General features: G+C 43.8%; 16 protein-coding genes and 1 riboswitch. Of the genes, 10 read left to right on the top strand and 6 right to left on the bottom strand.

All coding sequences use genetic code 11. The features are described 5' to 3' along the window. Both AC1U9U_RS11970 and AC1U9U_RS11965 read right to left on the bottom strand, forming a co-directional pair. A partial coding sequence (locus tag AC1U9U_RS11970) for an alpha/beta-type small acid-soluble spore protein (RefSeq protein ID WP_479960795.1) occupies window positions 1-120 on the bottom strand: 120 nt, incomplete at its 3' end. Between the two features lie 153 nt (window positions 121-273). Then, complete coding sequence (locus AC1U9U_RS11965; protein WP_479960794.1) at window positions 274-732, bottom strand: YbjN domain-containing protein; 459 nt, start codon at window positions 730-732, stop codon at window positions 274-276. A gap of 225 nt (window positions 733-957) precedes the next feature. Between AC1U9U_RS11965 and AC1U9U_RS11960 the strand changes: the two genes are divergently transcribed. Together AC1U9U_RS11960 and AC1U9U_RS11955 are read left to right on the top strand one after the other, a co-directional pair. Next, window positions 958-2,547, top strand: a complete 1,590-nt coding sequence (locus AC1U9U_RS11960) for a peptide chain release factor 3 (RefSeq protein ID WP_479960793.1) — start codon at window positions 958-960, stop codon at window positions 2,545-2,547. A 144-nt stretch (window positions 2,548-2,691) separates the two neighbouring features. Then, complete coding sequence (locus AC1U9U_RS11955) at window positions 2,692-3,201, top strand: DUF2628 domain-containing protein (protein WP_479960792.1); 510 nt, start codon at window positions 2,692-2,694, stop codon at window positions 3,199-3,201. A gap of 34 nt (window positions 3,202-3,235) precedes the next feature. Here AC1U9U_RS11955 and AC1U9U_RS11950 read toward each other — a convergent pair whose 3' ends face one another. The 4 genes from AC1U9U_RS11950 to AC1U9U_RS11935 form a co-directional block, all read right to left on the bottom strand. Further along, entirely contained in the window at window positions 3,236-4,015 is a 780-nt protein-coding gene (locus AC1U9U_RS11950) for a C40 family peptidase (RefSeq protein ID WP_479960791.1), read from the bottom strand. A 136-nt stretch (window positions 4,016-4,151) separates the two neighbouring features. Next, a complete protein-coding gene (locus tag AC1U9U_RS11945; RefSeq protein WP_479960790.1) occupies window positions 4,152-4,931 on the bottom strand; it encodes an ABC transporter ATP-binding protein in 780 nt (259 codons plus the stop codon). Window position 4,932: 1 nt separating this feature from the next. Further along, complete coding sequence (locus AC1U9U_RS11940; RefSeq protein WP_479960789.1) at window positions 4,933-5,973, bottom strand: FecCD family ABC transporter permease; 1,041 nt, start codon at window positions 5,971-5,973, stop codon at window positions 4,933-4,935. A gap of 43 nt (window positions 5,974-6,016) precedes the next feature. After that, window positions 6,017-6,994: an ABC transporter substrate-binding protein gene (locus tag AC1U9U_RS11935; RefSeq protein WP_479960788.1), complete on the bottom strand. Its 978-nt coding sequence runs from the start codon at window positions 6,992-6,994 to the stop codon at window positions 6,017-6,019. A 112-nt stretch (window positions 6,995-7,106) separates the two neighbouring features. Continuing rightward, a riboswitch (cobalamin riboswitch) is annotated at window positions 7,107-7,254 on the bottom strand. 178 nt (window positions 7,255-7,432) lie between these two features. Here AC1U9U_RS11935 and AC1U9U_RS11930 point away from each other — a divergent pair. The 8 genes from AC1U9U_RS11930 (at window position 7,433) to AC1U9U_RS11895 (ending at window position 13,090) form a co-directional block, all read left to right on the top strand. After that, complete coding sequence (locus AC1U9U_RS11930; RefSeq protein ID WP_479960787.1) at window positions 7,433-7,726, top strand: phasin family protein; 294 nt, start codon at window positions 7,433-7,435, stop codon at window positions 7,724-7,726. Then, entirely contained in the window at window positions 7,723-9,399 is a 1,677-nt protein-coding gene (locus AC1U9U_RS11925; protein ID WP_479960786.1) for an ABC1 kinase family protein, read from the top strand. Before AC1U9U_RS11930 ends, AC1U9U_RS11925 begins: the two co-directional genes overlap by 4 nt. A gap of 158 nt (window positions 9,400-9,557) precedes the next feature. After that, window positions 9,558-10,004 carry an N-acetyltransferase family protein gene (locus tag AC1U9U_RS11920; RefSeq protein WP_479960785.1) on the top strand — a complete coding sequence of 149 codons (447 nt, stop codon included), beginning with the start codon at window positions 9,558-9,560 and terminating at the stop codon, window positions 10,002-10,004. 24 nt (window positions 10,005-10,028) lie between these two features. Then, window positions 10,029-10,697, top strand: a complete 669-nt coding sequence (locus tag AC1U9U_RS11915) for an HAD family hydrolase (RefSeq protein ID WP_479960784.1) — start codon at window positions 10,029-10,031, stop codon at window positions 10,695-10,697. 122 nt (window positions 10,698-10,819) lie between these two features. Then, complete coding sequence (locus AC1U9U_RS11910) at window positions 10,820-11,257, top strand: GNAT family N-acetyltransferase (RefSeq protein WP_479960783.1); 438 nt, start codon at window positions 10,820-10,822, stop codon at window positions 11,255-11,257. Between the two features lie 22 nt (window positions 11,258-11,279). Next, a complete protein-coding gene (locus tag AC1U9U_RS11905; protein ID WP_479960782.1) occupies window positions 11,280-11,876 on the top strand; it encodes a DNA-3-methyladenine glycosylase family protein in 597 nt (198 codons plus the stop codon). Window positions 11,877-11,960: 84 nt separating this feature from the next. Then, the gene (locus tag AC1U9U_RS11900) at window positions 11,961-12,698 is read left to right on the top strand and encodes an ATP-binding protein (RefSeq protein WP_479960781.1); all 738 of its coding nucleotides are present in this window, start codon (window positions 11,961-11,963) and stop codon (window positions 12,696-12,698) included. 53 nt (window positions 12,699-12,751) lie between these two features. Continuing rightward, complete coding sequence (locus AC1U9U_RS11895) at window positions 12,752-13,090, top strand: DUF6954 family protein (RefSeq protein ID WP_479960780.1); 339 nt, start codon at window positions 12,752-12,754, stop codon at window positions 13,088-13,090. The last annotated feature ends 103 nt before the right edge of the window (window positions 13,091-13,193 follow it).

Here is a 13,193-nt window from a genome sequence, read left to right as displayed (position 1 = left end):
GCTGGTGCGGTCGCCGCCCAATTGAACGCCTAATTCATTTGCAATCTCAAACTTGAGTTGGTCAAGTCCTCCATCAGCACCTTGTACTGCGGGGTTGTTAGAACTTCTTTCTCCTGGCATGTAAGGTCCCTCCTTAAGTATATTTATTTTGTGAGACGATCTTATTATCTGAATCAGGAGGGGAAAATAAACAGGTAATTGTTGGTTGTAAGATCAGCAAAGACTAATAATACCAGAAACAGGGAACTGCTTCAAACCTGCATTACTTTGAATCTAATCATCATCTTGAGAGCACACTCTTACCGCTTCCTCCGCTAAATAATCCTCAGAGATTATTTTCAGGAATCCTGGATAATAAGTATCAAAGGTTTGAGAACCGTTCCAGATGAGATTAAGCAATTGTTCCCGGGATGGGTCCGAATTAGCCGAGTCAAGGTAGGTGCGAAAACGGATTTCCCCATCATCCATATCCATTTCAAAATTGCCGATGGCTAACTCATAATTAACCCGATTCATAAAATTACAGACCTCTAAGCGTTTAGCAAAAGGGATTTTTTGCTTGATATGGGTATTGCAAAGCAGTGACTCTTGCTCTTCATCCACGATAATGAAAGAGACAAACTCCGAGTTGACCCAGTGAATCTCGAGACGGAATAATTCATTCTTTTCATCATATTCAAACTTCCAGCCGTCCTGTTTAAGGGCGTTATAGAGAACTTCAAATAGTGTCATAGCAGGTCCTCCTCCTTTAGACTAATATTTCCACATAGGCTAGGGGATTCCTGCAAATAATGAAGAGTTAATTATCATGAATCCTGTCCGATTGAGTCAAATTGATCGCTTTTTTCGTAGTATTTATTGTGTTATAATTAAAAGTCGGCAATGTCTGACCTGGGGAAAATTACCTTGATAATAATTGATCCTATGATCTTAATTTATAAGTAAGGAGTAAAACCTGTGAGCTTAACTTTAGATGAACAGATCCATGTGCGGAAAACTTTTGCCATCATTTCTCACCCCGATGCGGGAAAGACAACCTTGACAGAAAAACTGCTTCTATTTGGCGGGGCCATCCATTTAGCCGGTAATGTTAAGGCTAGGAAAACACAACGCTATGCCACCTCCGATTGGATGGAGCTGGAGCGGCAAAGGGGTATATCTATTACTTCCAGTGCGATGCAGTTTAATTATCGGGGCTTTGTAATCAATATTTTGGACACTCCCGGTCACCAAGACTTTAGTGAGGATACCTATCGTACTTTAACCGCCGCAGATAGTGCCGTCATGTTGATTGACGCGGCAAAGGGTGTGGAGGCACAAACCATTAAGCTTTTTGAAGTCTGCAAGCGCAGGGGGATCCCCATCTTTACCTTTATTAATAAAATGGATCGAGAAGGTAAACATCCTATTGACCTTATGGATGAAGTAGAAAAAGTTTTGGGCATTGAATCCTATGCGATGAATTGGCCCATTGGCGGCGGAGCGGATTTTAAAGGAATTTATGACCGTCGAACGGGTAATGTGGAGCGCTTTACCGATGAATTACGTAAAGGAACCGATGATACCCGCCAATCCGGTCATATTGATGATCCTGAACTACGTGAATGGATCGGAGAAGAATTATTAAATCGCCTTCAGGAAGAAGTCGAGCTTTTAGATATGGCTGGGAATACTTTTGACAAAGACAGGGTAGATCGCGGAGAGGTAACTCCTGTGTTTTTTGGGAGTGCTTTGAATAATTTCGGTGTGCCCAATTTCTTGGATTGCTTCTTAAAGCTTGCCCCAGGCCCGGCCCCCCGTCAATCCAATCAAGGCGTACTGGCCCCAGTGAGTCCGGAATTTGTGGGCTTTGTGTTTAAGATCCAGGCGAATATGAATGCCATGCATCGGGATCGGATCGCTTTCATTCGCGTATGTTCCGGTAAATATGAGCGTGGTATGAATGTCATTCATAATCGTACCCACCGTAAAATGCGCTTGGCTCAGCCCCAACAGCTGTTTGCCCAGGAACGGACTATTTTGGATGAGGCTTATGCCGGTGACATTATCGGCGTTCATGATAGCGGGATACTGCGGATTGGCGATGTTCTGGCGGAAAGGGATGGTATAGAGTTTGAGGCCATGCCCTTTTTCAGTCCGGAAAATTTTGCCCGGGTCAGTATCGCCAATGCTCTTAAGCGCAAGCAATTTATTAAAGGTATTCAGGAGCTTCAGGAAGAAGGAGCTATTCATGTCTTCCGCGATCTCAATATCGGCGTTGAGGCTCCCATTATCGGGGTTGTTGGTCAACTGCAATTCGAAGTCCTGGAATATCGTTTGCGGGATGAATATGGTGTAGAGGTTCAGATCAACAGCCTTCCTTATGAGATTGTCCGGTGGGTGGCCAAAGATGAGGAGAAAATCCGCATTCTCAAAGAATCAAGTATGAGCTTGGTGGTCTTGGATCAAGATGAAAATTATGCCGTTCTCTTGTTGGATAAATGGAAGGCTAATTGGTTAAGTGATCGCTATGACATAACCTTTTATCCTCAACCGATAAAAGAGTAAACATTTGATGTTAAACAAGTAGAACAAAAAAGCCATCATCAAGAGAAGCTCGGGTATAATCTACCTGAGCTTTATTGTATCTATCTTCGGCAACCCCAGGTTATGTTATAATAGGTATGATGTAAAAGATTGGATGGTGCAGGTATGCGAAATAACCAAGAAACGAGGTTCTTTAGATTCTCTGTCGTTCAAGAGTTGGAAGAAAAGGAACTAATGGAATTATATATTGGCAAAAACGCTGCTTATTATTTTCGAAAGTGGGAAAAAAGTGCTACTCCGGCGAAACTCTCTTGGAATTGGGCGGCTTTTTTCGTAAGCGCCTTTTGGATCGGCTATCGTCAAATGTATGCCTACCTGGCTTTATTGGTGGGAGTATTATTGACGGCAGACATTGTGTATGCCTTTGGCTTAGGTATGGAACCGGATATTCGAATCACCATTGTAATTTCTCTACTCATGGGGACTTTTGGCAACGCTCTGTATTACCGCCATGTCCGCAAAAAGATTCAACAGTTGAGAAGGTTAAATCTTGACTATGAGGAGATGAAAAGAAAGGCCGCCTTAGCCGGTGGACCGAATTGGCGAGGCATAGTGGCCACGGTGATATTCCTTTTTATCTATAACTTAATCCTGGGATATTTAACCTCCTTGTAAAAAAGGAGCTGTTTTGCGACAGCCCCTTGCTTTTTTAGAGAACCCGTTTGGCGCCGATAAAGTGTGATTGCCAGTAAGAGCCCAGGTTATAAATTGTAACACCTTTTGAGCTGGAGGCATTGATAAACTGGCCATTGCCGATAAAAATCCCTACATGGTCAATGACTTTGTCCCCGTCCAGTGAGAAGAAGACCAAGTCACCGGCTTTAAGGTTGCTATAGGAAACAGCAGTGCCTACTTTATATTGATCCTTGGAGACCCGGGGCAAAGAAATCCCATGTTGAGCGAAAACATATTGGGTATATCCCGAACAGTCAAAACCCTTCGTAGTTGTACCGCCCCAGACATAAGGAACCCCGATATACTTTTTAGCAGTATTGATTACAGCTGTTGCTTTTGAGGTAGAAGCGACCGGTTTGGGGGCAGTTTGGGCAGTTGTACTTTTGGCAGGAGAAGCTGTGCTTTTCGTGGTCTTAGGTGCGGTAGAGGTACTCTTAGGGGGAGTGCCGGTGGGTTTGGTCGGTGTACTTTCCGGTGCGGAAGGCGGTGTTTGTTCTGGTCGAGAACCACGGGATAGCTCGCTTTTGCGCAAACTGTCCCTGAATGCAGCCCTGAAGGCAAGGGCCTCTGAGTTTATGGTGGGGTCGGTGCTTGCTAAGGAAACTTCCGAAGCTAAAGAATGCTCAGAACCCGGGTCATAAGTTGTTTGAGGAAAGGCCGAGAGGGTGGATGCGAATAACCCCAGCGACAGTACAGAGACAATCCCAATATTAAAGAACTTATTATTAAGGTATTTTTTTACGTCTTTTTTCATAAATTGCTCCTTTCATCATAACTAAAAGACAACCCATCGCTTTCTGAAAGGTTGTCTTTAGTATAAAATAATAAATTCACTATTTCCTTAGTAAATGGCTGGTTGTCCTTCTAAGTTTTGTAAAGGTTGGGATTTGCTATTTTCCACTTAATAAAAATTGCGGTACACCGAGTTTAGGATGATAAACTTGCACAAGGTTTGTCTTATAGACCTGAGCCAGCGTTTTTTCTGCTAAAACGCTTTCTTTTTTACCCCAAGTTGCAATTTTCCCTTGATCAAGAAGCAAAACCTGCTCACAGTATTGACCGGCAATGTTCAAGTCATGAAGAACCATGATGACACTAAGTCCCAGCTCTTCATGCCACTTTTGGACATGATCCATTACCAGTACTTGATGGCCAATATCTAAGTAAGTTGTCGGTTCATCTAAGATTAATATTTGGGGTTCTTGAGCCATAGCTCTGGCTAGTGAAACCAGCTGACGTTGGCCGCCGCTTAAGGTGTTCACCCGCTGAGAACGTTTATGCCAGAGGTTTAACTTTTTTAAAATATTATCTACTACTTCATGATCATGAGGACTTAGATCGGCAAAGGGCTTTAACCAAGGGTACCGGCCCATCGCCACAATTTGCTCGACGGTAAAGGGCAGGGGAGGGGTTCCTTCCTGTTCCAAGACTGCGATCCGGCGGGCTAATTCCTTTGTAGAATAGGAGGAGAGAGGTTTGTCATAGAGAAGGATTTCCCCGGAAGTGGGAGGAAGAATGCCGCTAATGGTGCGGATAAGAGTGGATTTACCGCTGCCATTGGGGCCGATGATGCCAAACATATCTCCTTGGTTAATGAAAAATGTGAGCTCTTTTAAAACAGCATAGGAGCCGTAGTGTTGGCCGACATCTTTAATATCAAAAAGTTTCATGTTAACCCCTCCTTAGACCACTTTTTAATAGGTATGCAAAAAAAGGTGCTCCCACAAAGGCTGTGATGACGCCGATGGGTATCTCCTGTGATTGGAGGAGAGTCCGGGCAATGGTATCCGACCATAAGAGAAAGATTGCTCCTGCTAAAGTAGAGACCGGCAAAAGAATGCGATGATCGGGTCCGACCAATAGACGCATCAGATGGGGGATGATTAACCCGACAAAGCCAATAACTCCCACGATGGAGACAGCGGCCGTTGCCAGCAGGGAACCGACAATGAGAATCGTAATTTTCTTTCGTTCGACATTGATCCCGAGGTGGGTGGCTGCCCGCTCTCCTAAAGCGATAACATTAAGGTCTCTTTTTTGGAAGAAGAGATAGATCAGTCCCAAGAGGAAGTAGGGAACCAGAATAAGTACATCCTGCCAGGTTCTGCCGGCCAGGCTTCCCATCATCCAGAAGATGATTTCTTGCATCTGGCGTCCGGATACGGCGATCAGAAATGAGAGGAAAGCCCCTAATAGGGCTTGCACCACTACCCCGGCTAAGATCAAGGTCTCTCGCTCGAATTGATCATTATGCCTGGCTAGAGAAAAGACAAAAGCTAAGGATATGAGACCCCCGGCAAAAGCAAACAGGGGTAGAAAAGATTGGCCAAGGATTGAGGAGCCCCTGAAAAAAATAATGGCAGCGGCGGCTCCGAAGGCTGCTCCGGTAGAAACACCGAGGATATAGGGGTCGGCTAAAGGATTTCGTAAAATTCCCTGAAAAGCTACTCCGGAGGTGGCGAGCATTGCCCCAACGAGCAAGGCCAGAAAAACACGGGGCAAGCGGAGATTCCAAACAATCGACTCCTGGGCCGTAGTCCAATTAGGGTCTAGGTCCAAAAACGGCAAATGGCTAAGGATAATCTTCCAGGTAAGCTGGAAGGGGAGGGACACCGAGCCAATCATTACGCACAATACGATGGAGAGCATAAGGAGTAAAGACAAGCCCAAGATCCAGGTCATGGTTTTGGGGTTAAAGCTTTTCTGATTCATGTAGTGTCTTCCTCCTTAATTCGCTGACAAGGGGGTCTGGTTATTAAAACATTTCGGGATAGAGGAGCTTGGCGATACTTTCTAAACCATCGATTATCCGCGGGCCGGGACGGGTAACCATGTCGCTATCCAGGCTGTAAACCCGCTTGTTTTTCAAGGCATCGATATTTTGCCAAGCCGAACGGGCATAAATGGTTTCTTTTGCATTATCTACGTAGTAGGAATAGGTCTCAAAAATAACCTGAGGATTTTTGGCGAGGACCTGTTCTTCGCTGTATTGAGCCCAATTCCGGACATCGTTAGCAATGTTCGTACCACCGGCTTTAACAAGTAATTCGTTCAGGAAGGTTTCGGCACCGGCGGTATAAAGCCCGGGATCGACTTCCAGCCAAACCTTGAGCCGCTCCGACTCTTTAATTGTATTGACTTTATCCGCAATGGACTGTTCTTTTTCTTTCATACTTTTAATTATTGCCTGGGCTTGTTTTTGAGTATTGGTAATAACGCCAAGCTTTTCAATGGCCTGGTAAGTGGTGGTGATGCTATCGGGATTGAGATGAACTACCGGAATATTGAGATCGCGAATAGATTTAATTAAGCTTTCTTCGTGCATCCCCAGCACCACCAAGTCCGGATTAAGCTGGAGAAGTTGCTCAAGATTAGGATTGAGACTGTCATCAAAGACATATGCCACCTTATCCCGGATACCGACGGGATAAGTATCATAGATGGTTAAGGCCACCAGTTTGCTTTCGAGGCCAAGTGCACTCAAAATCTCTGTTGAAGCAGGGGCTAAGCAAACAATTCGTTGTGGTTCACTCTTAAGCGTGGTTTCGACTCCGGAATCATCTGTATAGACCAAGGGATATTCGGTCTGTTGATCAGTCTTTTGGCCGGACTCTGCCGGGGTCGGTGGATTTTGACCGTTAGTTTGATTAGCTGAATTACAGCCACTCATTAAAAAAATGCCAAGACAAAGGATGAGCAGCAAAATCAGCGTTGACCTAGTCTTTTTGAACATTTAATTTCTCCTTTCTTCTACCACCTTGGGAACAAAGAAAAACCTTTTACCACCTGGGTAAAAGGTTTGCTGCACGTAGATTGTTAGCAGCGCCTACTCCCCATCCTCGAGGGTGGTCGCTTTCGATTAGGCAGGTTCCTGACTTTGAAGGAAAAATTCCTCCGGTTCACAGTGGCGGGACCGTGCCGGAATTTAACCGGCTTCCCTTTTAACTCTTTTCTGTTTGGATAGAAAAGAGAACCTAATCAAATCCAATATGTACTTAAGGCAATTATATAGCAAGCAACGGAGAATGCCAAGATGCAATTAGTGTGAATTATTTGACGAGCTAATTATGTTTGCCAAAAAACTTGAGATCTAATTTGCTTAAGAATCTTTTTACGGGGGCAGGCAAATAATAAAGGAAACATCAAGAGTAAATAACAGGAGGCAATGAAAATGAAGGAACTGTTGAAAAAGGGGCTATCTCTGGGACTGGGGTTTGCGGTAGTAAGTAAAGAGCAGATCGAAAAGGTAATTGACGATTTGGTGAAAAAAGGTGATATTTCCGCTACTGAGTCGAAGGAGCTTATAAATGAGCTTATTCAAAAGGGTGAGGAACAGCAGGGAGCAATCAACGTCAAATTACGGGAGCAAGTGGAGAAAATTCTTAACGAGCTAAACCTTCCCACTAAGGCCGATTTCGAGCGATTGGAGAATCGGCTTGCCCAATTAGAGAAGGAACAAAAATGATTAGGAGAAGAATTCGTCATGTGCAACGCTATCGTGAGGTCGCCACAATACTTGCCCGTAACGGATTCGGCCTCATCCTTGAAGAGATGGGGCTTATCAATTTAATCTCTTTTTCCAAACGAATTTTGCATAAGGAAGAAGATACCGACCCCAAAACTCTCGGGGAGCATTTGCGCAAGGCCTTGGAAGAATTGGGACCGACTTATGTGAAGATCGGGCAAATTGCCAGTACCAGGCCTGATATTATACCGGAGTATCTCATTGTGGAGTTGGAAAAGCTTCAAGACCAAGTTCCCCCTTTTCCCATCGCTGAAGTGAATCGGATTATTGAGGAAGAGCTAGGAGGACCTCCACAACGGCTTTTTCAAAAATTTGGGGAAGAACCGCTGGCGGCAGCCTCGATTGGCCAAGTTCATTTTGCCCTTTTGCCCAGTGGAGAAGAGGTAGTAGTAAAGGTTCAGCGTCCTCATATCGCTGATACCATCGAAACTGATCTGGAGATTCTTTTAGACTTAGCTGCCTTAGCCGAACGCAGAATCGAGTGGGCGGCTCTTTATCATGTTCGGGACATGGTCGAAGAGTTTGCCGCCTCCTTGCGCAATGAATTGGACTATGACGTCGAAGGCAGCAATGCGGAAAGGATCGGTAGGCAGTTCCAAAATGATTTATCCATTCGTATCCCCAAGGTCTATAAAGAGTACTCCAAGACCAGGGTTCTGACCCTGGAATATATCCGCGGCATAAAACTTAGCCAATTCCAGACTCTGGAGGCTGAAGGGTATGATCGGAGGGCGCTGACTGAGAATTTGATTAAAGCTATGCTTAAGCAGATTCTTATTGAGGGTTTTTTTCACGGGGATCCACATCCGGGCAATATATTTGTCTTGCCTGGTCAGGTCATCTCCTTTATTGATTTCGGGATGGTTGGCAGACTCTCAGCAGAGATGAAGGATCATTTTGCCTCTTTGGTCATTGGCATGATGCGGCGGAAAACCGAAGACATGATTGAGGCGGTCTTTGCTATGGGGATCGTCCCCGAAGATATCAATCGCAAAATCCTTTTTCGCGATGTGGACTTATTAAGGGAAAAGTACTTGGATGTACCTTTAAGTGAAGTACACTTAGGGACCGCAGTGAATGATTTATTTAAAGTAGCCTTTAAACATAGGATCATTATTCCCACCGATCTTGTTTTACTGGGCAAATCGCTATTAAGCTTAGAAGGAATTGTTGTACAATTAGATCCCCAAATCAGTATTATCGATATTGCCGAGCCTTTTGGCCGGCAGCTTCTTGAGGAACGCTTAAACCCTAAATATATCGCGGAAAAGACCTGGAAACACCTTAAGGAATATACGGAACTCCTGCTGAATTTGCCCCGCCAAACTAAAGAGATCTTTAACAGCATTCAAAGGGGGAAAATCCGCATCGAGATTTTTCTGCCTGAATTAGGCACTTTCATCCGGAAGCTGGATCGCATCAGCAATCAGCTTTCTTTTAGTATTGTATTATTATCCTTCAGTATCATTATGGCCGGTTTAGTAGTTGCTTCAGCCCTAGGTAACCAGCCCTTGGTTTTTTGGCGGATACCGGCCATCGAGGCCGGTTTTGCCGTGGCAGCTATGATGTTTATTCTGCTGCTGGTATCTATTCTCCGATCCGGAAGGTTTTAGATGTGATGTGTCAGGGGTGTGTCAGGGGGACGGGGGTGTTGACACAGGACTGAAGAATTCGTGGTTAGCCCCTTAGTTATGGTACAATTGAAGTAGTATAATTTACTAAAACACATATGCCTAGGAGGCAGGTGCTCGTAGAAAAGGAGATAAAGTATATGATCAGGCCCATAAAAAAAGAAGATAAAGAAATATTCTTAGAACTTGTTACGGAATTTTACCAATCTGACGCTGTCTTACACCCTATCCCAAAGGAATATCATCTAACAACATTTGAAGAAATAATTCGTTCAGACATTTATTTGAATGGATATATTTTCGAATTTGAAGATGCTATAGCGGGTTATGCGATTACTGCCAAAACCTTTTCACAGGAGGCCGGGGGGATTGTTGTCTGGATTGATGAGATCTATATCTTGCCCCAATATCGTGCTAAAGGTATTGGTCGAGAGTTTTTTAAATACTTAGAAGATCAAAAACAGCTCGCGATCAAGCGCATACGATTAGAAGTCGAAGAGGAAAATGTCAAGGCAATATCCCTTTATAGAAGATTAGGTTTTGTTCCTCTTGACTATAAACAGATGATTAAGGACTTTGATGAATAAAAACAATTAAAGGAGCAGCTTTTAATGATAAAAGGTATTATCTTTGATTTAGATGGGACCCTTGTGGATTCTTTGGTGGACATTGCCGATTCGATGAATAGAATACTAATTCGCTATGATTATCCTACTCATTCTCTAGAAGCCTATAAGTATTTTATCGGCAATGGGATTCGCAATTTGGTCCGGGAAGCTTTACCTGCGGAAGGAAGGGATGAAAATCTAATTTCCCAATGCTTTGAGAGTATGATGGAGGATTATACTCAACATTGCGTAGATAAGACAGCCCCCTATCCGGGGGTGATCGAACTTTTGGAGGAATTGAATCGCAGAGCTATTAAATGCTGCGTATTTTCCAATAAAGTGGATGAGCTAACCAAAAAGGTCGTGGCTACTTACTTTCCTAAGCAAAGATTTGAGGTGGTGATTGGTTCGGGAAATGATATTCCCAGAAAACCTAATCCGCAAGGGGCCCTCTTCATCAGTAACGTTATCCGGATTCCGACCTCAGAGCTACTTTTTGTAGGTGATACAGGTGTGGATATGCAAACAGCTAGGAATGCTCAGATTTACTCGGTTGGTGCAAAATGGGGCTATCGCACGGCAGAAGAGCTGAATAAATCCGGTGCTCAAAAGCTTATAGACAGTCCTCTAGAATTACTGGAGGTGTTGGACAAATTGTGTGTGTCATCCTGAGTGGGAGCGAAGGATCTGTTTAGATAGCGACACCATCAAAGAACGAGGAGATACTTAGTGTAAATAATAGATTAAGAAAAGAAATGTATTGTGGAAACATAATGGTGAAAGGAATACCAAAAATGGCGTTAATCGAAGTAAAAGAAGTGAAGGGACAAGAATTAGAGAAAGCCTTTCAAATTCGCAAAGAGGTCTTTGTGGAGGAGCAAGGGGTTCCTTTGGAGGATGAGTTTGATAAATATGACGAGCCTGAAGCTGCCACTCGCCATATTCTTGTATATTACGAGGACCAACCGGCTGCTACAGGTAGATTAAAGAAGCTGGAGGATACGGCCAAATTAGAGCGGATTTGTGTTCGCGCCACCATGCGAAAATATGGGTTGGGCAGCGAGGTAGTAAAAAGCTTAGAAAGAATGGCCCGTGAAGAAGGCTTAACTAAGGCCGGGATTCATGCCCAAACCCAAGCCCGGAATTTTTATGAAAAGCTTGGTTATACTCAAGCTTCGGAGGAATTTATGGAAGATGGTATTCCTCATCTAAGCATGACGAAGAATTTATAGCAGGGAAGGGTGCCGAAAAGCTATGGCTATTTTCGAATATGGTAAAAAAGAAATAGAATACTTAAAGGCACAGGATAAGGTTTTAGGTGAAGCTATAGAACGGGTTGGCATGATTGAACGAAAAATTACCCCCGAGCCCTTTGAGGCACTAATCTCCAGTGTGGTCAGTCAGCAAATTTCCAAAAAAGCTGCTCAGACTGTGTGGGATAGATTCACAACTCTTCTTGGCGAACTGAGTCCTGAGCGTATTGCTTTAACTGAGCTGGAGGTCATTCAAGGTTGTGGTATGTCATTACGTAAAGCCGGATATATCAAAGGGATTGCCGAAGCAGCCCTCAAGGGTCAGGTGAATTTTGCGTTACTTCATACTCTTAGTGATGAGGAAATCATTAAGTCCCTCTCTGCTTTGCCGGGGGTGGGAGTATGGACTGCGGAAATGCTATTGATTTTTTCTCTACGCCGACCGGATGTGGTGAGTTTCCGTGACCTAGCCATCCGCCGGGGTATGATGAACTGCTATGGCTTAAGTGAATTAGCCCCCGCCACATTTGAGCATTACCGACAAAAATATTCACCTTATGGGTCGGTGGCTTCGCTTTATCTTTGGGAATTGTCTTAGGTAATTCTAAATCAGGAAGGAAGTTGGAGCGATTTGTGTGAACTGTGCTTACAACATGGGGAAGGGAAAAAGTGGTATGAAGTCATGCGAAACTACTCTCTGGAGCTATACTCCCAAAACAATCGGGAAAAGTATGCCCAAGAGTTTATTAAAAGCAGCCAGACTAGCATGCTGCCACAGATAGAAAAGATGGCTGTACTGAAGCGGCATAGGCAATCCCTATACCGACCCTATCGCTCCATCGGAACCTGGTATATGAAGCGGAATCACTTCGGTCAAGTACTGCCCTTAGAGGACGCCCTTGAAGTTTTGGAACGGGCCCAATCCCTTACCCGTATTCCCTGTGTTTGCCGTAGTGCTGTTAAAGGGATTAGGAATGCCCGCTATTGTTTTGCTTTAGGTATGGATCCTTTTAAGCTCTTCGGGGATTTTCCTGAATTGAAGGAAAGCCTGGAGGTTTTAACTTTGGAGCAAGCTAAGGCCTTGGTAAGAATCTTTGATGAAGAAGGATTAGTTCATTCCATCTGGACTTTTAAGACGCCCTTCATCGGTGCCCTCTGCAATTGCGACCAGGATTGCATGGCCTATAAGTCTCAGGTCTCCTTAGAAGTCATGGAGGTTATGTATAAGGGAGAATATCTGGCCCATATTGAGCCCGACCAATGTGTTGGCTGCCGCAATTGTCTGAGATATTGCCAGTTTGGAGCAATTGAGTATTCCGTCCTTGATAGGAAATGCAGTGTGAATAAAGAAAAGTGCTATGGCTGCGGACTTTGCCGCAACCAGTGTAAGAAGAATGCAGTTATCATTGAATTGAAATAATAGTACAAAAAAGATATTACTCATTTTGTAAAAAACAAATAGGAGTGAGTGCTATGAAGAAAATTTTATGGTATGTGTTGGCTTTTCTACTAGGTATACTGCCCGGGTTCTTTATTGTTTTTAATTCCGTTTTCTCAGACCCCAATGGAAGGCTTTCTGAACGAATTATAACCTATCTGCTGGTTATTGTAGTTTTTGGTGTTTTGGGTTTCTTATTGGGGCGGACTCGACAGAATCCTTTATTGTTGGGTCTTGCCCTCAGTTTGTTTTCAATCCTGGTATTAGTGCTATATTTAGGCAAAGAACCTGGCTCTTTGGTATTAGTCCTTATTTACTTGGTTCTCACTTTCGGATCCTCTTATTTAGGAGCAAAATGGGGGATTCCAAAGTAATGGATGAAATTTTATCTTGTTGGCCGCATGGGTCTGTATTATAATAATGGATATTGTTATTTAACAGATTTTACGAGTGGTTAATGAGGTGTAATATGTTAAC

Source organism: Desulfitobacterium sp. (genome assembly GCF_982384815.1).
This window is presented reverse-complemented; position numbering and strand designations above follow the sequence as displayed.

What these genes read in the sequence shown, in the direction of transcription:
- AC1U9U_RS11965 (WP_479960794.1), bottom strand. Translation starts at nt 732, where the DNA reads ATGACACTATTTGAAGTTCTCTATAACGCCCTTAAACAGGACGGCTGG.
- AC1U9U_RS11955 (WP_479960792.1), top strand. Translation starts at nt 2,692, where the DNA reads ATGCGAAATAACCAAGAAACGAGGTTCTTTAGATTCTCTGTCGTTCAA.
- AC1U9U_RS11950 (WP_479960791.1), bottom strand. Translation starts at nt 4,015, where the DNA reads ATGAAAAAAGACGTAAAAAAATACCTTAATAATAAGTTCTTTAATATT.
- AC1U9U_RS11945 (WP_479960790.1), bottom strand. Translation starts at nt 4,931, where the DNA reads ATGAAACTTTTTGATATTAAAGATGTCGGCCAACACTACGGCTCCTAT.
- AC1U9U_RS11940 (WP_479960789.1), bottom strand. Translation starts at nt 5,973, where the DNA reads ATGAATCAGAAAAGCTTTAACCCCAAAACCATGACCTGGATCTTGGGC.
- AC1U9U_RS11935 (WP_479960788.1), bottom strand. Translation starts at nt 6,994, where the DNA reads ATGTTCAAAAAGACTAGGTCAACGCTGATTTTGCTGCTCATCCTTTGT.
- AC1U9U_RS11930 (WP_479960787.1), top strand. Translation starts at nt 7,433, where the DNA reads ATGAAGGAACTGTTGAAAAAGGGGCTATCTCTGGGACTGGGGTTTGCG.
- AC1U9U_RS11925 (WP_479960786.1), top strand. Translation starts at nt 7,723, where the DNA reads ATGATTAGGAGAAGAATTCGTCATGTGCAACGCTATCGTGAGGTCGCC.
- AC1U9U_RS11920 (WP_479960785.1), top strand. Translation starts at nt 9,558, where the DNA reads ATGATCAGGCCCATAAAAAAAGAAGATAAAGAAATATTCTTAGAACTT.
- AC1U9U_RS11915 (WP_479960784.1), top strand. Translation starts at nt 10,029, where the DNA reads ATGATAAAAGGTATTATCTTTGATTTAGATGGGACCCTTGTGGATTCT.
- AC1U9U_RS11910 (WP_479960783.1), top strand. Translation starts at nt 10,820, where the DNA reads ATGGCGTTAATCGAAGTAAAAGAAGTGAAGGGACAAGAATTAGAGAAA.
- AC1U9U_RS11905 (WP_479960782.1), top strand. Translation starts at nt 11,280, where the DNA reads ATGGCTATTTTCGAATATGGTAAAAAAGAAATAGAATACTTAAAGGCA.
- AC1U9U_RS11900 (WP_479960781.1), top strand. Translation starts at nt 11,961, where the DNA reads ATGCGAAACTACTCTCTGGAGCTATACTCCCAAAACAATCGGGAAAAG.
- AC1U9U_RS11895 (WP_479960780.1), top strand. Translation starts at nt 12,752, where the DNA reads ATGAAGAAAATTTTATGGTATGTGTTGGCTTTTCTACTAGGTATACTG.